The following is a 17,921-nucleotide window of genomic DNA, read 5'->3' as shown; positions in this document are numbered from 1 at the left end:
CTGAGCGGCCCGACCCCTACACACTTGCCCGCTCCTTGCGTCCGGCGCTCACGTCCCAGTACGGACAGGTCGGTCTACGATCGTGCGCTACCTACCCGACACTTTGTAGCTGCGCTTGATAATGGCCGTCGCACGACCCCATTCGCTCGCTTTGACGCTCTTGATGGAATTCGAAGGAACGAACGTCCTTGAAACATTCGGAGACCTCCCACACCAACGGATTGTCACTCTGCTCCACGGCAAAGCAAACACACCCTGGTTCGGCCAGCGTCAACTCGATATGTCGAGGCAGAAAGCGGGATCAGTTTGCTGATTGTGCCAACCATTCTCGGCGCACAGTGACAATGAGCAAATTCATGGATGCCGGAGTCTGTCGGAGAGAGCCCGTCAGAGGGCGTTTGAGGTCTACCAGAAGCCGGGGAGGACGAACGGGTCGATCGCGACTGCGAGGAAGAGCAGCGACAAGTAGGTGATCGAGCCGTGGAAGACCTTCATCGCCCGCAGCTGCGTTCCGCTCTTGCCCTTCTTCGCCCGGGAGACGAGAGCGTAGCAGGAGAACAGGAACCAGGCACCGGCGAGGACCGCGACTGCTGTGTAGACGGGGCCCATCGGGGCAAGTGGAATGAGCGCCAACGAGCACGCGACCATCGCCCAGGTGTAGGCGATCATCTGACGCCCGACATTCGTCGGCGGCACCTTTGAGGGCAGCATCGGAACCTCTGCGGCGTCGTAGTCAGCCTTGTATTTGATTGCCAGCGGCCAGTAGTGCGGAGGTGTCCAGAAGAAGACGACGAGGAAGAGCAGGAGAGCTTCCCAGGACAGCCCGCCGGTGACGGCGGACCAGCCGATGAGCACAGGCATGCAGCCTGCTGCGCCGCCCCAGACGATGTTCTGCGTCGTGCGGCGCTTGAGGATCAGGGTGTAGAAGACCGCGTAGAGCAGGATGGCGCAGGCGGTGAGACCGGCGGTCACCCAGTTCGTGAAGCCGCCCAGCCAGAAGATCGACCCCAGGCCCAGGGCGAAGGCGAAGATGAGTGCGGCTCGTGGTGTGATCTCACCGGTCACCAGCGGGCGGTGCTTGGTGCGCTCCATCTTGGCGTCGATGTCACGATCGACATAGCAGTTGAAGACCGAAGCAGAGGCTGCGGCCGCTGCGCCGCCGATCAGAGTGTTGATGACCAGCCAGATATTCGGCATTCCCTGCGCGGCGAGGAACATCACCGGCGCGGTGGTCACCAGCAGGAGTTCGATCACGCGAGGTTTGGTCAGAGCAATGTAGGCACTGATGATCGAGCGAGGACTTTTTGAAAGTCGTTCCTCGTCGATTGCCCTCTGCAGAGGACGTTCACTCTGCGTGTCCTGGTTCTGACGAAGTTCACTCACGTCGTCGATTCTACCCTCTGTCGAATTTTTTGCCAGTCGGCGGATACTGTGTTTCGGAGTCTGTTCTCGGGCCAGATCTGCGTCGCACGGTCCAGATGATGAAGGCCACCACAAAGGTCAGCGGTGCCAACATGGCCAGTTGCACGACGATGACGGAGAGCAGCCCCAGAGCTGCGGTCGACGACTCGTCGCTCAGCACGGCGAGGCCAGAATCACCACGAACAGGAGCCATGAGACCAGTGCCGAAGCGTCAGTCTCACCAGTCAGCGGTCGGCCCAGGATCCATCCCACGACGAACGTGATGACGATGAATGCTGCAGGCACAACCGGTGCCGACCACGCACCGAGGCAGGCTGTCGATTTAGTCACTGTGCTCTTGTCTTCGGCCACGGTGCTACCTGCCTGGAACGGGTGCGGGCGATGACACCCTATCTCAGCCCTCGCGTTTGCGACCCGGCGCGGTAGAGTTTGAGTGCACGCCTCTAAGACGAACGAAGGATCGCTCGAAGACATGAACTCCCTGTCCTGGACAGAACTCGACAACCGCGCAGTCGACACCGCCCGCCTCCTTGCCGCAGATGCTGTGCAGAAGGCTGGACATGGTCACCCCGGAACCGCGATGAGTCTGGCACCTGTTGCCCATTACCTCTACCAGTACGGGCTCAAGCATGATCCCGCCGACCCAAGCTGGGCCGGCCGCGATCGCTTCGTTCTCTCGTGCGGACACAGCTCACTGACTCAGTACGTCCAGCTCTACCTCTCCGGCTTCGGACTTGAGCTCGACGATCTGAAGGCACTGCGCACCTGGGGTTCCCTGACGCCCGGCCACCCGGAGGTCGGTCACACTGCAGGCGTCGAGATCACCACAGGCCCGCTGGGATCCGGCCTCGCCTCGGCGGTGGGGATGGCCATGGCCTCACGCCGTGAACGCGGACTCTTCGACCCAGGTGCCGCCCCGGGAACCTCTCCCTTCGACCATTCCGTCGTGGTCCTGGCCTCCGATGGCGACCTCGAGGAAGGCGTTTCAGGTGAAGCCTCATCCCTGGCCGGAACCCAGGAACTGTCGAACCTGATCGTGATCTGGGACGACAACCGGATCTCCATCGAGGATGACACGGCGATCGCGTTCAGCGAGGACACCGCCGCACGCTACGCCGCCTATGGCTGGCACGTGCAGCACGTGGACTTCAGAGCCGGCGCCGAGTACAAGGAAGACCTCGATGCCTTCCACGCAGCCATGGAAGCGGCGAAGGCGGACTCACGTCCCTCCTTCATCCGTCTCTCGACGATCATCGCCTGGCCCGCCCCGAATGCGCAGAACACCGGCGGATCACACGGTTCGGCACTCGGTGATGATGAGATCAAGGCCACCAAGGAGATCCTCGGCTTCGATCCCGAGGCGACCTTCGATGTCCCCGCCGAGGTGCTCAATCACACCCGTTCGGCACTGGACCGCGGCCGCAGCGCCCACATCGAGTGGGACGAGTCCTACAAGGCATGGCGCGAGGCGAACCCGGCCAGCGCCGAACTCTTCGACCGTCTGTCCAAGCGCGAACTTCCGGCCGGACTCGACAGCGAGTTCCCCGTCTTCGAACCCAGCGACAAGGGCATCGCGACTCGGGCCGCCTCCGGACAGGTCCTCAACGCCATTGCCGCCACCATGCCCGAGCTGTGGGGCGGATCCGCGGACCTCGCCGGTTCGAACAACACACTGATCAAGGGCGATGCGAGCTTCCTGCCTGAGCATCGTTCGACAGGTGCATTCTCCGGCCACGAGTACGGGCGCAACATCCACTTCGGCGTCCGTGAGTTCTCTGCCGGACTCATCGGCAACGGCATCGCGCTGCACGGCGGCACTCGCCCCTACAGCGGCACCTTCCTCGTCTTCAGCGACTACCAGCGCCCTGCCATCCGCTTGGCCGCTCTGCAGCAGCTGCCGAACGTGTTCGTGTGGACCCACGATTCGATCGGTCTCGGCGAAGACGGTCCCACCCACCAGCCGATCGAGCACCTCTCCGCACTGCGTGCGATTCCCGGTCTCGATCTGGTCCGCCCTGCCGACGCGAACGAGACCTCGGTCGTGTGGCGCAAGATCCTCGATCGCACCGATGGACCCAGCGGACTCGTGCTCACGCGTCAGGCCGTTCCCGTCCTCGACCGGGAGAAGTACGCTCCGGCCTCCGAGGCGGCTCGTGGCGGCTACGTACTCTTCGACACCGCCGTAGAGCCCGAGGTGGCCATCCTCGCCAGCGGTTCTGAGGTCGCCATCGCGATCACCGCTGCCGAAGAGCTGCAGGCGGCGGGCACCGCCGTACGTGTCATCTCGATGCCGTGCCAGGAGTGGTTCGACGCGCAGCCCGAGGACTACCGCCGGGCGGTTCTCCCTCGCGGCCTCAAGGCCCGCGTGAGCATCGAAGCCGCATCGGCCATGAGCTGGCACAAATACCTCGGCGATGCAGGCCGTGCTGTGTCGATCGAGCACTTCGGCGCTTCGGCCGATTACGCCACACTGTACGAGAAGTTCGGAATCACCTCGGCGGCAGTCGTCACCGCCGCCGAAGAGTCGATCGCAGCGACGAAGGCGGACGCATGAGCAGCAATCTGGCACAGCTGAGCGAACACGGAGTCTCCATCTGGCTCGACGACCTGTCACGGACCCGCCTGGAATCCGGCGACTTGGCGCGGCTCATCGAGGACTCGAATGTCACCGGAGTAACCACGAATCCGACGATCTTCGCCAATGCCATCGCCGGGTCCGACAGCTACGACTCCGCCGTTGCCGAACTCGGCACGGACAAGGTCTCCGCCGATGAGGCGATTGAATCTCTGACCACCTCGGACGTGGCAGCAGCGGCCAGACTCTTCCGGCCCGTCTACGACGCCACGAACGGCGAGGACGGGCGTGTGTCGATCGAGGTCGCTCCCCCACTGGCACACGATGCCGAGGGCACCGTCGCAGCGGCGAAGGCCTTGTGGGAACGCGTCGGCGAACCTAATGCGATGATCAAGATCCCCGCGACCGAAGCCGGATTGCGCGCAATTTCCGAGACCATCGCGGCAGGCATCAGCGTCAACGTCACCCTGGTGTTCTCACTGACTCGCTACCGACATGTTGTGGAGGCCTTCCTCCAGGGCCTAGAGAAGGCACGTGCTGCTGGGCATGACCTCAGCCAGATCAAATCGGTGGCCTCGATCTTCGTCTCTCGTGTGGATGCGGAGATCGATGCGCGCCTCGACAGCATCGATGACCAAGCTGCAGCAGAACTCAAGGGGCAGGCGGGAATCGCGAACTGCGTCCTCGCTCATGAGATCCACTCGCAGCTGTTCACCTCCGAGCGCTTCCGGGTACTCGAACTCGCCGGCGCCACTCCGCAGCGACTGCTGTGGGCGTCGACCGGAGTCAAGAACCCTGATTACCCCGACACCATGTACGTGTCGGGACTCGTGGCCCAGAACACCGTGAACACGATGCCTGAGCCCACGATGCAGGCCTTCGCCGATCACGGTGAAGTGACTGCGAAGATCGCTCCGGAGAACTACCGGGCCGCTGACGAGGTCTTCGACCGATTGGCACGACTGGGAATCGACTACGCGGAGGTGATGACCGTGCTCGAGACTCAAGGACTCGAGAAATTCGACGTCAGCTGGGCAGAGCTCCAGGAGACGATTCGCACTGCTTTGGACCGCGCATGAGACTCCAGTACAGTGTTCCGGTCTCTGAGGACTATGAGGCCGAATTAGGCCGTCTCCTCGAAGCGTGTGTTCCCTCTCGTCTGGCGGCCAAGGATGCGTCCTTGTTCACCGCTGATGAGCAGCCTGTGCCGCGCATGGGTTGGGTAGATCTGCCACAGAGGGCTGAACAGCTCGTCGCTGAGATCGAGGCTCTGCGGTCTCGGCTGGAGGCCCAGGGCCTGCGCTCGATCAGTCTGACGGGGATGGGCGGTTCGTCCCTGGCCCCAGAGGTCATGGCCGAAGCTGCCGGAGTTAGGCTTGAGGTCGTGGATTCCACCGACCCCAATCAGGTCGCCGAGGCGATCGGGACCGATCTCTCACACACTGTGCTCATCGTCGCGTCCAAGTCCGGCACGACGATCGAGACCGATGCGATTCGGCGTGCGTTCTCGGCAGCCTTCGAATCGGTGGGCATCGATCCTGCGTCTCGCCTGATCGCCATCACCGATCCCGGCACCGAGCTCGACACTTTGGCCACTGAGCAGGGGTTCCTGGCCACCTTCCATGCCGATGCCACGGTCGGGGGACGCTACAGTGCCCTGTCGGCCTTCGGTCTCGTCCCTGCCGGACTTGCCGGTGTCGACGTCCGTGCGATTGCGGCGTCGGCGGCCGAGACCGTGGAAGGATTGGGAGCCGATACTCCTGATAATCCCGCGCTGCAGTTCGGCACGTGGCTGGGCATAGGTCATGCCAGGGCCACGGAGAAGCTCGTCCTCGCCGAGACCACCCCGGCTCTGTCGGGTCTGAGCAAATGGGTCGAACAGCTCGTGGCGGAGTCTTTGGGCAAGGACGGTCAGGGTATCCTGCCGGTCGTCGTCAACGGTTGCGCTGACATCGGCTTCTCCGATGCCCGCGCCGATGCGATGCTGTGCACCTTGGGTCCCATCACCGAGGTCGAGGCTCCATCCGGATTCGACTCCGAACTCGACGGTGACCTGGGCGAACTGTTCGTGTTGTGGGAGTTCGCCACTGCGATCGCCGGCTACAGCATCGGAGTCGATCCCTTCGACCAACCGGATGTGGAGTCGGCGAAGGAACACGCCCGGCAGGCACTATCACACGGCTCGTCCACGGCACCGGCAGAGCCGGCGATCCGTGAGGAGCAGATCGAAGTCTACGGTGAGTTCGAACAGGCCACCGATCTCGTCGACGCCATCGCAGAACTTTTCGCGCAGGTCGACGAGTACGGCTACGTCGGTGTGCAGGCGTTCCTCGACCGCATCGCGGATGCCGAAGCTGAAAACCTCCGTGCCTTGGTCTCACAGCATTCCGGTGTGCAGACCACCTTCGGTTTCGGACCCCGGTATCTGCACTCGACCGGCCAGTACCACAAGGGTGGGCACCCTAATGGGGTGTTCCTGCAGATCACAGCCGAACCTCGGACGGACTTGCTGGTACCTGGGCGTCGCTACGGCTTCACCGAGCTGCAGCGTGCGCAGGCCCTCGGCGATGCCGCTGCACTGGGTGAGAAGGGCCGCCCTCTCCTCAGGGTTCACCTGCTCGACCGTGCGCAGGGCCTTGAGCAGCTGCGCCGTGCGATTGCAGAGGTGGAGCCCAGGCATCATTATGGAGTCGACTGACACTTCCCGGCTCTGAGCATGAAGAAGGACCCTGACCGATCGGTCAGGGTCCTTCTTCATCGAACGTGGAAAGCGCACATGTCGTAACGTTCAGGGTCTGTACCAGAGACTGCACCGGCCAGGGGCCATGCAGATACACTGCCTGTGCCCACGAGAGTCGGCTGCAGTGTCAGGGAGAGCCGACGGCAATGTCAGGCGTTGAAGCGGGTGATGAGCCCCAGCAGGATGATGCATGCACCCCAGATGATCGCCATCAGCGTCGTGAACCGGTTCAGGTTGCGCTCGGCCACGCCAGAGGATCCCAGCGATGAGGACATGCCGCCGCCGAACATGTCTGACATGCCTCCACCCTTGCCCTTGTGCATGAGGATGAGGAGGATCAGAAAGATGCTCGTGAGCACGAGCAGCGCAATGAGAATGATGTTGAGGATTTCCACGTCGAGAACTACCTATATTTCGTCAGAGGATGTGTTGGTCAGTCTACTTCGCCACTGCGGCCTTGCACAAAGCGGCGAAGTCGGGCCCGTTGAGGCTGGCTCCCCCGACGAGTGCGCCGTCAACGTCATCGGAGGCCAGAATTTGCGCGACATTGTCGGTCTTGACCGAACCGCCGTAGAGGATCCGGGTGCTCGACGCCAATGCGGAGCCGTACTTCTCGACCAAGTGGGCGCGGATGGCCGCAGCCATCTCAGCTGCATCCTCGGCGGTTGCCGTCTCTCCCGTGCCGATGGCCCAGACAGGTTCATATGCGATGACGAGTCCCTCGAGTGCGGCGGCGTCCAGGCCGGCCAGCGACTCCTCCAGCTGAGTCAGTGTGAAGTCCACGTGGATCTTCTCCTGTCGCTGCTCCAGCGACTCACCGATACACAGGATCGGTGTGATGTCCTGCGCGAGAGCAGCCTTGACCTTGGCTGCGACGACGTCGTTGGTCTCGTGGTTGTTCGCTCGCCGTTCGCTGTGACCGACGACGACATAGGTGCAGCCGAGACGGGACAGGAACGATGCTGCGATCTCTCCGGTGTGGGCTCCGGGTTCGTACTGTGAAACATCCTGCGCACCGTAGGTCAACCACAGTTTGTCGCCCTGAATGAGGGTCTGCACGGACCGGATATCGGTGAAGGGCGGGATGACGACGACATCGCATTTGGTTTCGTCGAGTTTGGCGTCCTCGAGTGCCCAGGCGAGTTTCTGGACGCTCGAGATAGCTTCGAGGTGATCGTGGTTCATCTTCCAGTTGCCGGCCAGAAGCAGGGTGCGGTCGCTCATTGTCGCCTTCTTTCTCACGCGAGTGCTTCGAGTCCGGGCAGCGTCTTGCCTTCGAGGTATTCGAGGCTGGCACCGCCACCTGTGGAGATGTGGCCGAACTCGTCGTCGGCGAAGCCGAGCGTGCGCACGGCTGCGGCCGAATCTCCTCCGCCGACGACGGTCAGTCGTGACGAATCGGCGCCGGGTTCATCGGTCAGTGCCGCTGCCACGGCCTTGGTTCCTGCCGCGAACGCGGGGAATTCGAAGACGCCCATGGGGCCGTTCCAGAACACGGTGGTCGATTCGGAGATCACATCAGCATAGGCTGCGGCCGAGTCGGGTCCGATGTCGAGTCCCAGACCCTGCGCGCCGGCGGGGGTCGACTCGAGTTCTGCAACTGGGCGCACCCAGTTCTCCGCGTCGGCAGCGAAGGAGGCTGCCATCACGATGTCCGTGGGCAGGATGATGTTCGCTCCCCCAGCCTCGGCACGTTTGAGGTAGCCCTTGACGTCCTCGACTCGGTCCTTCTCCACGAGGCTGGATCCGATGTCGTGGCCCAGTGCGGCGAGGAAGGTGAAGACCATCCCGCCGCCGATGAGCAGATTGTCTGCACGGTCGATGAGGTTGTCGATGACTCCGAGCTTGTCGGAGACCTTCGAGCCCCCCAGGACGACGGAGAAAGGTGTCTGCGGATCGTTGAGCAGGCGATCGCTGACTTCGACTTCTGCTCGCACGAGTGATCCTGCGTAGTGCGGCAGCAGGCTGGCGATGTCGAAGACGGAGGCCTGTTTGCGGTGGACGACTCCGAAGCCGTCGGAGACGAAATCGTCTGCCAGCTCGGCCAGCTGCGCGGCGAAGGCTGCCCGCTCGCTGTCATCCTTCGAGGTCTCCCCCGGGTTGAAGCGCAGATTTTCCAACAGGAGAACCTCACCGTCGGCCAATGCTGCCGCTTTGGTCTTCGCTTCCTCACCGACGGTGTCGGCGGCGAATGCGACATCACGGCCGATCGCCTCGGCGAGTTCAGGAGCCAGCGGATGCAGCGAATACTGCGGATCGGGTGAACCCTTGGGCCGTCCCAGGTGGGACATCACGATCACCCGCGCCCCAGCCTCGGCGAGAGCCTTGATCGTGCCGGCCGAGGCCAAGATGCGACCGCGGTCGGTGATCGTGCCCTCATCCATCGGCACGTTCAGGTCACTGCGGACGAGTACCGTGCGGTGGGAGAAGATCTGCGGGTCGTCGTAAGTCCTCATTTGTTCCTTTCACCGAGGATGTAGCTGACCATGTCTTTGAGGCGGTTGGTGTAGCCCCATTCGTTGTCGTACCAGGCCACAATCTTGATCTGATTGCCAAGTGTCATCGTGAGCTGAGAGTCCACGATCGCCGAGGCGGTGGTGCCGACGATGTCGGTCGACACCAGTGGTGCTGTGCTGTATTCGAGGTACGGCGAGGATTCCGCGGCCTTCGCCAGGATCTCGTTGACCTCTTCGGTGGTGGCCCCCTGTTTCGGGGTGAAGGTGAAGTCGATGATCGACCCGGCAGGGACGGGAACGCGGATCGCGAGTCCGTCGAGTTTGCCTGCCAGGTGGGGCATCACTCTGCCGACGGTGCGGGCGGCGCCTGTGGTGGTCGGGACGATGTTGACGGCCGCGGCACGGGCCCTACGCAGATCGCGGTGCGGACCGTCGACGAGCATCTGATCGCCGGTGTAGGCATGGACGGTGTTGAGCAGTCCCGATTCGACTCCGATGGCGTCATCGACGGCTTTGACGATGGTGGCCATGCAGTTGGTTGTGCAGGAGGCGTTTGAGACGACGGTGTGCAGGGAGGGGTCGAAGTCGGCTTCGTTGACGCCCATGACGAACGTTCCATCGACATCCTTGCCCGGAGCCGACAGCACCACTGTCTTCACGGTCCCGCCGAGGTGGGCCTCGGCTTGGTCACGTCGGGTGAAGCGGCCGGTGGATTCGACGACGAGTTCAGCCTCGTGTGCGGACCAGTCGATTTCGTTCGGATCGGCCTGGCTGAGCACCGAGATGGTATTCCCGTCCACGGTCAGCGAATCGTCACCGGCTTCGACAGTGTGCTCGAAGCGCGGCCACACCGAGTCATAGGCCAGCAGATGGGCCAGTGTCTGTGTGTCGGTGAGATCGTTGATGGCGACGACCTCGAAGTCGGATGAGGGTTCGAGGGATAGGCGATACAGGGCACGACCGATACGGCCGAAGCCGTTGATGGCGATTCGTCTCATGCCTCGATCTTAGCGATCTTCGAGCATTTCCGGGGTGAGACTGGCCTCCGTGCCCGGAATTCCCAGATCTTCGGCATGTTTGTCGGCCGTGGACAGGAGACGACGGATGCGACCGGCGACGGCGTCTTTGGTCATCGGCGGATCGGCCAGTTGGCCCAATTCCTCCAGCGATGCCTGTTTGTGTGTCACGCGCAGCTGTCCGGCGTAGCGCAGGTGTTCGGGAACCTCGTCGCCGAGGATCTCCAGGGCGCGTTCCACTCGGGCACCGGCGGCCACTGCGGCTCTGGCGGAGCGGCGCAGGTTCGCATCGTCGAAGTTGGCCAGACGGTTCGCCGTGGCACGCACCTCCCGCCGCATTCGACGCTCCTCCCACACGAGGACAGCACTGTGAGATCCCATGCGGGTGAGCAGGGCCGCAATGTCGTCACCGTCGCGGATGACGACGCGGTCGACGCCGCGAACTTCGCGTGCCTTCGCGCTCAGTCCCAGTCGCCTGGCAGCACCGACCAGGGCCAGTGCCGCTTCTGGTCCCGGGCACGTAACTTCGAGCGCAGAGGAACGACCTGGCTCGGTCAGCGATCCGTGGGCGAGGAACGCTCCTCGCCAGGCAGCTTCGGCATCGGCGACAGAACCGTTGACGATGGCAGAAGGCAGTCCGCGCACGGGCCGTCCACGATTGTCGACGAGACCGGTCTGGCGAGCCAGGGCTCCGCCGTCACGGGTGACTCGGAGGAGGTAGCGATTGGATCGGCGGATTCCGGCAGCGTTGATGACGACGATGTCAGCGTATTGACCGTAGAGATCCTTGATCTCGCTGCGGAGACGTTTGGCGGCCTGGGCGGTGTCGAGTTCGGCTTCGAGCACGATCGAACCATTGACGAGGTGAAGTGCAGAAGAGAAGCGGAAAATCGCAGACACTTCGGCTTTGCGAGCAGAAGTACGGGTGATCTTCACCCGTGCCAACTCGTCCTTGACCTGAGCGGTCAGTGCCATTGTTCGTCCTCCTGCAACTGAATTTGCTACCACTGCTCGTCCACGCCGATGCCAGCGTCCACCAACATGTCACGGTAACACGCGGCGAGCTTGAGGGTGTCATGCTGTCCTGCCCGTCGTGACTGCAGGGGACGGGCCCACAGCTTGGCATTGAACATCTCATGTGCACACCGTTCCAGATCAGGCTCTGCCAGTGTTGAAGCCTCGTCGACGAGCACATAGTTCAGCTCGAGGGAGGGCGCATGCTTGTGCAGTGATACGAGGTGCTGACTGAGACTGAGATCTCTTGTTTCGGCGTCGCTGGAGCTGAGGTTCAACGTGAGGGACTTCACCGCAGAAGATCGTCCGATCGCTTCCGCGAGAGAGGGCACGAGGAGGTGCGGCATCACCGAGGTGTACCAGGATCCGGGTCCGAGGTTGAGCACATCGGCCTCGGCGACGGCGTCGATCGTTTCATGCCGTGCCGGCGGGACAGGCGGATCGAGCCGGACGGTCTCGACATGTCCGAGGGTGGAGGCGAGCACGGACTGGCCGCGCACGACCTGGAAGGAGCCCGGGAACTTCACATCTGCCTCGATCGTCAGCGGGATCGAAGACATGGGCAGGACGCGACCGTGGGCACGCAGCAGCTTGGCCATCCAGTCGAGCCCGGCGACATGATCACCGTGGATCTGCCACAGAGCGGAGATGAGCAGATTGCCCACGGAATGTCCGCTGAGCTCGCCGTCGGAGTCGAACCGGTGCTGGATCACGTCGCGCCAGGTCTTGCCCCAGTTCCCGTCGTCGCAGAGGGCCGCCAGGGCCATCCTCAGGTCCCCGGGCGGGAGTCCGCCGAGTTCGTCGCGCAGCCGACCGGAGGAACCTCCGTCATCGGCTACCGTAACGACGGCAGTGAGGGACTCGGTCAGCAGGCGGAAGGCACGCAGAGCGGAGTAGAGGCCGTGGCCTCCCCCGAAGGAGACGATCTTGGGACCCTTGTCCTTGACCGCGGGGATGATCTGCGGGAGATCTTCGGTCTCCATCTCACTCTCTCCCCAGATCACGGTGACGCACGGTGACCGGAATACCGGTCAGCGCGGCGAGGCTCTTGGCCACGCGTTCACTGATCGCCACCGAACGGTGCTTTCCGCCGGTGCAGCCGATACCGATCATGGCATAGCCGCGACCTTCGTGAAGATAGCCCTGCGAGACCGTCTCCAAGGTCGCGGTGTAACGCTCGATGAACTCTTCGGCCCCATTCTGGTTCAACACGAAGTCAGCGACATCTGAGTCGAGCCCGTTATGTCCACGCAGATGCGGAATCCAGTACGGGTTGGGCAGGAAGCGGACGTCGGCGATGTGGTCAGCGTCCTTCGGCAGACCGTATTTGAAGCCGAAACTCATCACGGTCAGACGCAGCAGCGGGGTGTCTCCGGTGCTGAAGCGTTTGCGCACCTGGGTGGAGAGCTGATGGACGTTGAGGTCCGAGGTGTCGATGATGATGTCGGCACGGCGTTTGAGCGAATCGAGAGCCGAGCGTTCGCCTTCGATTCCATCCAGCAGCGTCCCGTCGCCTTGCAGCGGGTGGGGACGGCGGGTGGATTCGAAGCGTCTGACGAGGACCTCGTCTGCGGCTTCGAGGTAGAGGATGCGCAGGGAGAGCCCCTGATCGACGAAGTCACTGATCGTGTCTTCGAGTTCTTCGTATTTCGCTCGCCCCTTAGAGTCGGTGACGATGGCGATCTTCGGCAGTGCACCGTCGGCGCGGGCCACGAGTTCCACGAGGGGACGCATCATCTGCGGAGGCAGATTGTCGACGACGTACCAGTCCATGTCCTCGAGCACATTGGCCACGGTGGTCCGACCTGCTCCGGACATTCCTGTCACGAGGACAACCTCGATGGGATGGTCGGCGCCGTTCGATTCGGCCTGCGTACTCACACGTCCTCCTTGGGGCTGCACGGTTGAAGACAGCTGTCGAAGACTACTCTAGAGCAGTTGTCCGCCAGTGGCCTCAGCGCCGGCTGCGACGTCAGTCTGCGAGTGCGGCGGCGACCTTCTCTGCGAGAGCTTGGCCGATGCCCTGGACCTCACACAGTTCTTCGATGCTCGCCGCGCGAACCTTCTTCACCGAGCCGAAATGGCGCAGCAGCGCGGTCCGTTTGGACTCGCCCAGACCGGAGATGTCATCGAGGACGGAGCTGGTCATCGCCTTGGCCCGTTTCGAACGGTGGTAGCTGATGGCGAAGCGGTGAGCCTCATCGCGCAGGCGCTGCATGAGGAACAGTCCCTCGGAGTTCCGGGGCAGGATGACAGGGAACGGATCGTCTGGGATCCACACCTCTTCGAGACGCTTGGCCAATCCCACCACCGAGATGTCGACGATGCCCAGATCATGCAGTGCCCTGGTCGCCGCCGCCACCTGGGGACCAGCGCCGTCGACGACGAGGAGGCTGGGGCGGTAGCCGAACCGCTCATCAGGTTCATCGGAGCTCAACTGCTCGAGGTACCGACTGAATCGACGTGAGACGACGTCGTACATCGATGCCGTGTCATCGGTTGCGGCTTCACCGTGGATGGCGAAATGACGATAGTCGCGCTTCTTCACGAGCCCGTCTTCGAACACGACGAGTGAAGCCACGACATTGGATCCCTGGGTGTGGGAGATGTCGATGCATTCGATTCGCAGCGGCGCCTCAGGCAACGACAGGTATTCCTGGATCTCTTTAAGCGCCGTGCTGCGGGTGGTCAGATCGGAGGACCGTTTGAGTTTGTGCTGAAGCAGCGCTTCCTTCGCGTTCTTCGCGACGGTTTCGAGAGCTGCCTTCTTCTCTCCTCGTTCCGGAACCCGAACTGTGACTCGGGATCCGCGCTGTTCACTCAGCCACATCTCGAGTGAGGCAAGATCGGCGGGGACCGTGTCGACGAGGATCTCGCGGGGAATGGCATCCGCGTCGAGACCTGTGTATGCCTGCCGCAGATAATCGGTGGTGAGTTCGGCTGGGCTGTGATCGTCGGAGCGTTCGATGATCCAGCCCCGCTGTCCCCGAATGCGTCCCTGCCGGACGTGGAAGACCTGCACCGAAGCTTCGAGTTCCTCAGTGACGAGTGCGAACACATCACAGTCGGCGTTGACGGAGAGGACGACCGCCGATTTGTCGAGCACCTTCTGTAGGGCAGCGATCTCATCGCGCAGGCGCGCCGCCCGTTCGTAGTCGAGTTCCTTCGCCGCCGAGGCCATCTCCTTCTGCCGGTAGCTGATGAAGCGGCCGGTGTTGCCAGACATGAAGTCGGAGATGCTGCGGGCAAGGTCCTTGTGGCCCTCCACACTGATCTGTCCCACACAGGGGGCGGCGCACTTGTCGATGTAGCCCAGCAGGCAGGGACGACCGCTGCGTTCGGCTCGTCGGTACACTCCTGCGGTGCAGGTACGCATCGGGAAGGCCCGCAGCAGCAGGTCGAGTGTGTCCTTGATCGCCCACACCTGAGCGAAGGGGCCGAAGTACTTCACGCCCTTGCGACGTTTGCCACGGGTGATGAAGGCCCGCGGCACCTTCTCATTCATCGTGATCGCGAGGTAGGGGTAGGACTTGTCGTCGCGGAACATGACGTTGAACCGCGGGTTGAATTCGTTGATCCACGTCCACTCCAGCTGCAGCGCCTCGACCTCGGTGTCGACGACTGTCCATTCCACCGAGGAGGCGGTGTGGACCATCGTCGAGGTGCGCGGATGCAGCTGCGCAGGGTTCGAGAAGTACGAGTTCAGTCGATTGCGGAGGTTCTTCGCCTTCCCGACATAGATCACCCGCCGGTCGGGGTCACGGAATTTGTAGACCCCGGCCGAAGTCGGAATACTGCCCGTGGCCGGGCGATAGGACGCTGGATCAGCCATCGAGCATCGCTTTGAGGAACCGTCCGGTGTGGCTCTTCTTGTTGACCGCTACCTCTTCTGGTGTGCCCTGGGCGATGATCTTGCCACCGCCGCGTCCGCCTTCGGGTCCCAGATCGATGACGTGGTCGGCGTTTCCGATGACGTCGAGGTTGTGTTCGATGACGATGACCGTATTGCCCTTTTCTACGAGTCCCTGCAGCACATGCAGCAACTTCGAGATGTCTTCGAAGTGCAGTCCGGTGGTCGGTTCGTCGAGCACGTAGGCGGTGCGGCCGCGGGAACGCTTCTGGAGTTCAGCCGCGAGCTTGACGCGTTGAGCTTCACCACCGGAGAGTGTGGTCGCGGGCTGTCCCAGGCGAACATAGCCCAGGCCCACCTCGACGAGGGTGTTGAGGTGCCGTGCGATGGCGGGGATCGCAGCGAAGAATTCCGCGCCCTGTTCGATCGGCATCTCGAGCACCTCGGCGATGGATTTGCCCTTGAAGGTCACTTCCAGCGTCTCGCGGTTGTAGCGGGCTCCCCCGCAGACCTCGCAGGTGACGTAGACGTCGGGCAGGAAGTTCATCTCGATCTTGATCGTGCCGTCGCCGCTGCAGTTCTCGCAGCGTCCGCCCTTGACGTTGAAGGAGAAGCGTCCCGGCTGGTAACCGCGGACCTTCGCCGATTCGGTCTCTGCGAACAGGCGACGGATGCGGTCGAAGACACCGGTGTAGGTCGCCGGGTTCGACCGCGGGGTGCGACCAATCGGCGATTGGTCGACATGGACGACCTTGTCGAGGTTGTCCAGACCGGTGACTCGCTTGTGTCGACCGGGTACCCGTGAGGCGCCGTTGAGGACGTTGGCCATCTGAGTGTAGAGGATCTCGTTGACCAGGGTCGATTTGCCTGATCCGGAGACGCCGGTGACGGCGGTGAGCACACCCAGCGGGAAGGAGACTGAGACGTCGCGGAGGTTGTTCTCCACGGCCTTCTCCACTGTGACGACTCGTTCTTTGTCCACTGGCCGACGGGTCGTGGGGACCTGGATTGCTCGGCGCCCGGCCAGATAGTCACCGGTGATGGACCGGTCCGCGTCTTTGAGCCCGGGGACCGGGCCGGAGTAGATGACCTCTCCCCCGTGTTCGCCCGCGCCGGGGCCGATGTCGACGATCCAATCGGCCGATGCGATGGTGTCCTCATCGTGTTCGACGACGATGAGTGTGTTGCCGAGTTCTTTGAGCTTGTTCAGGGTCTCGATGAGGCGCCTGTTGTCACGCTGGTGGAGGCCGATCGAGGGTTCGTCGAGGACGTAGAGGACCCCGACGAGGCCCGAACCGATCTGCGTGGCCAGGCGAATGCGCTGAGCCTCACCGCCGGACAGGGAGCCAGCGGGACGGTCGAGACTGAGGTAGTCGAGCCCGACGTCGAGGAGGAAGCCCAGACGTGCGTTGATCTCCTTCATCACCTGCGCTGCCACGGCTGCGTCGCGGGGATCCAGTTCCAACTGCGACAGGAATTCCGCGGATTCGTCGAGAGCGAGCTCGGACACCTCGGCAATCGACTTGCCGCCGACCTTGACGGCGAGGATCTCCGGCTTGAGCCGGGCACCGTTGCAGCTCGCGCAGGGGATTTCGCGCATATAGGACTCGTAGCGTTCCCGCGACCACTCGGACTCGGTCTCCTCGTGCTTGCGCTGAATGTACTGGTAGACGCCTTCGAAACCGGTTGAGTAGGTGCGTTCGCGCCCGAACCGGTTCTTGTATTTGACGTGGACCTTGTAATCCTTGCCGGTCAGGATCGCTGTCTTGTCTGACTTGCGCAGAGCCTTCCACGCGGTCTTCATGTCGAAACCGAGTTCGTCCCCGAGGCCCTTGAGGAGACGGTTGAAGTACTTCGTCACCTGCTTTCCGCCGGCCCACGGGGCGATGGCTCCCTCTCCGAGGCTGAGGTCCTCATCGGGGACGACGAGAGTCTCGTCGACCTGGAGACGAGTGCCGATGCCGTCGCAGGTGGAGCACGCGCCGAAGGGTGAGTTGAACGAGAATGTGCGGGGTTCGATCTCGTCGATGGCCAATGGGTGCTCGTTCGGGCACGACATGTGCTCCGAGAAGGTCCGGGTCACGCCGTCGTCGACCATCTCGACGTCGATGCGTCCATCGGCGAGGCCGAGGGCCGTCTCGACGGAGTCGGTCAGCCGGGGGCGCAGGCCGGACTTCGACACCAGCCGGTCGACGACGACGGAGATCGTGTGCTTGTACTGCTTCTCCAGGGTTGGTGGTTCGCTCAGGCTGATCTGCTCGCCATCAACGATGGCGCGGGCGAAGCCCTTGGCCTGCAGCTCGGTGAAGAGATCGACGAACTCGCCCTTACGGGAGCGGACGATCGGTGCGAGGACGAGGAACTTCGTCCTCTCCTCGAGTTCGAGCAGCTGATCGACGATCTGCTGTGGGGTCTGCTTCGTGATGATCTCACCGCACACAGGACAATGCGGTACTCCGATCCGAGCCCACAGCAGACGCAGGAAGTCGTACACCTCGGTGATGGTGCCGACCGTGGATCGGGGGTTACGCGACGTCGATTTCTGATCGATCGACACCGCCGGTGACAGACCCTCGATGAAATCGACATCGGGTTTGTCCATCTGGCCCAGGAACATTCGGGCATAGGCGGACAGGGACTCGACGTAGCGGCGCTGCCCCTCGGCGAAGATCGTGTCGAACGCCAAAGATGACTTCCCTGACCCCGACAGACCGGTGAAGACGATCATGGAGTCGCGGGGCAGGGCGACCTCCACGTTCTTGAGGTTATGGGCGCGCGCGCCCTTGACCCACAGAGTGTCGAGATGTGACACGCCTGCCGACTGCTCACCACTGTTAGTTTTCATCAC

15 protein-coding genes are annotated in these 17,921 nt (G+C 62.8%); 3 read left to right on the top strand and 12 right to left on the bottom strand.

Features of this window, described 5'->3' with window-relative positions:
• Window positions 1-405: 405 nt before the first annotated feature.
• From INT40_RS01445 to INT40_RS01435, 3 genes are read right to left on the bottom strand one after another with little or no spacing between them, the layout of a single operon-like run.
• The gene (locus INT40_RS01445; protein WP_101570263.1) at window positions 406-1,383 is read right to left on the bottom strand and encodes a heme o synthase; all 978 of its coding nucleotides are present in this window, start codon (window positions 1,381-1,383) and stop codon (window positions 406-408) included.
• A gap of 10 nt (window positions 1,384-1,393) precedes the next feature.
• Window positions 1,394-1,615 carry a hypothetical protein gene (locus INT40_RS01440; protein WP_193095317.1) on the bottom strand — a complete coding sequence of 74 codons (222 nt, stop codon included), beginning with the start codon at window positions 1,613-1,615 and terminating at the stop codon, window positions 1,394-1,396.
• The gene (locus tag INT40_RS01435) at window positions 1,576-1,752 is read right to left on the bottom strand and encodes a hypothetical protein (protein WP_193070503.1); all 177 of its coding nucleotides are present in this window, start codon (window positions 1,750-1,752) and stop codon (window positions 1,576-1,578) included. The genes INT40_RS01440 and INT40_RS01435 overlap by 40 nt, the downstream gene beginning before the upstream one ends.
• 142 nt (window positions 1,753-1,894) lie before the next feature.
• Here INT40_RS01435 and tkt point away from each other — a divergent pair, with 142 nt between their 5' ends.
• The 3 genes from tkt to INT40_RS01420 are packed head-to-tail and all read left to right on the top strand — an operon-like array spanning window position 1,895 to window position 6,695.
• A complete protein-coding gene (tkt, locus tag INT40_RS01430) occupies window positions 1,895-3,976 on the top strand; it encodes a transketolase (RefSeq protein ID WP_193095316.1) in 2,082 nt (693 codons plus the stop codon).
• Window positions 3,973-5,076, top strand: a complete 1,104-nt coding sequence (gene tal / locus INT40_RS01425; RefSeq protein ID WP_101570267.1) for a transaldolase — start codon at window positions 3,973-3,975, stop codon at window positions 5,074-5,076. The genes tkt and tal overlap by 4 nt, the downstream gene beginning before the upstream one ends.
• Entirely contained in the window at window positions 5,073-6,695 is a 1,623-nt protein-coding gene (locus INT40_RS01420; protein WP_193095315.1) for a glucose-6-phosphate isomerase, read from the top strand. Before tal ends, INT40_RS01420 begins: the two co-directional genes overlap by 4 nt.
• Before the next feature lie 191 nt (window positions 6,696-6,886).
• Here the strand turns inward: INT40_RS01420 and secG are convergent, their stop codons facing one another.
• From secG to uvrA, 9 genes are all read right to left on the bottom strand, one after another.
• A complete protein-coding gene (secG, locus tag INT40_RS01415; RefSeq protein WP_101570269.1) occupies window positions 6,887-7,132 on the bottom strand; it encodes a preprotein translocase subunit SecG in 246 nt (81 codons plus the stop codon).
• 43 nt (window positions 7,133-7,175) lie between these two features.
• On the bottom strand, window positions 7,176-7,961 hold the full coding sequence (gene tpiA, locus INT40_RS01410) for a triose-phosphate isomerase (protein WP_193070500.1): 786 nt from the start codon (window positions 7,959-7,961) through the stop codon (window positions 7,176-7,178).
• A gap of 14 nt (window positions 7,962-7,975) precedes the next feature.
• Window positions 7,976-9,193, bottom strand: coding sequence for a phosphoglycerate kinase (locus tag INT40_RS01405; protein ID WP_193070499.1), 1,218 nt, complete (start codon window positions 9,191-9,193; stop codon window positions 7,976-7,978).
• Window positions 9,190-10,191, bottom strand: a complete 1,002-nt coding sequence (gene gap, locus INT40_RS01400) for a type I glyceraldehyde-3-phosphate dehydrogenase (protein WP_193095314.1) — start codon at window positions 10,189-10,191, stop codon at window positions 9,190-9,192. The genes INT40_RS01405 and gap overlap by 4 nt, the downstream gene beginning before the upstream one ends.
• Window positions 10,192-10,200: 9 nt before the next feature.
• On the bottom strand, window positions 10,201-11,184 hold the full coding sequence (whiA, locus tag INT40_RS01395; protein WP_009881375.1) for a DNA-binding protein WhiA: 984 nt from the start codon (window positions 11,182-11,184) through the stop codon (window positions 10,201-10,203).
• Window positions 11,185-11,210: 26 nt separating this feature from the next.
• Window positions 11,211-12,206 carry a gluconeogenesis factor YvcK family protein gene (locus INT40_RS01390; RefSeq protein ID WP_101570273.1) on the bottom strand — a complete coding sequence of 332 codons (996 nt, stop codon included), beginning with the start codon at window positions 12,204-12,206 and terminating at the stop codon, window positions 11,211-11,213.
• Window position 12,207: 1 nt separating this feature from the next.
• Window positions 12,208-13,104 (bottom strand): RNase adapter RapZ, encoded by an 897-nt coding sequence (gene rapZ / locus INT40_RS01385; RefSeq protein ID WP_193070497.1) that lies wholly within the window; start codon window positions 13,102-13,104, stop codon window positions 12,208-12,210.
• 91 nt (window positions 13,105-13,195) lie between these two features.
• Window positions 13,196-15,055: an excinuclease ABC subunit UvrC gene (gene uvrC / locus INT40_RS01380; protein WP_101570275.1), complete on the bottom strand. Its 1,860-nt coding sequence runs from the start codon at window positions 15,053-15,055 to the stop codon at window positions 13,196-13,198.
• Window positions 15,048-17,918, bottom strand: coding sequence for an excinuclease ABC subunit UvrA (gene uvrA, locus INT40_RS01375; protein ID WP_193095313.1), 2,871 nt, complete (start codon window positions 17,916-17,918; stop codon window positions 15,048-15,050). Before uvrA ends, uvrC begins: the two co-directional genes overlap by 8 nt.
• Window positions 17,919-17,921: the final 3 nt, after the last annotated feature.

Origin of the sequence: Brevibacterium sp. FME17 (assembly GCF_014897515.1) — a bacterium.
Taxonomy (GTDB): Bacteria; Actinomycetota; Actinomycetes; order Actinomycetales; family Brevibacteriaceae; genus Brevibacterium.
Note: the sequence above shows the minus strand (reverse complement) of the source record. Positions and strands in the feature narration are given on the sequence as shown.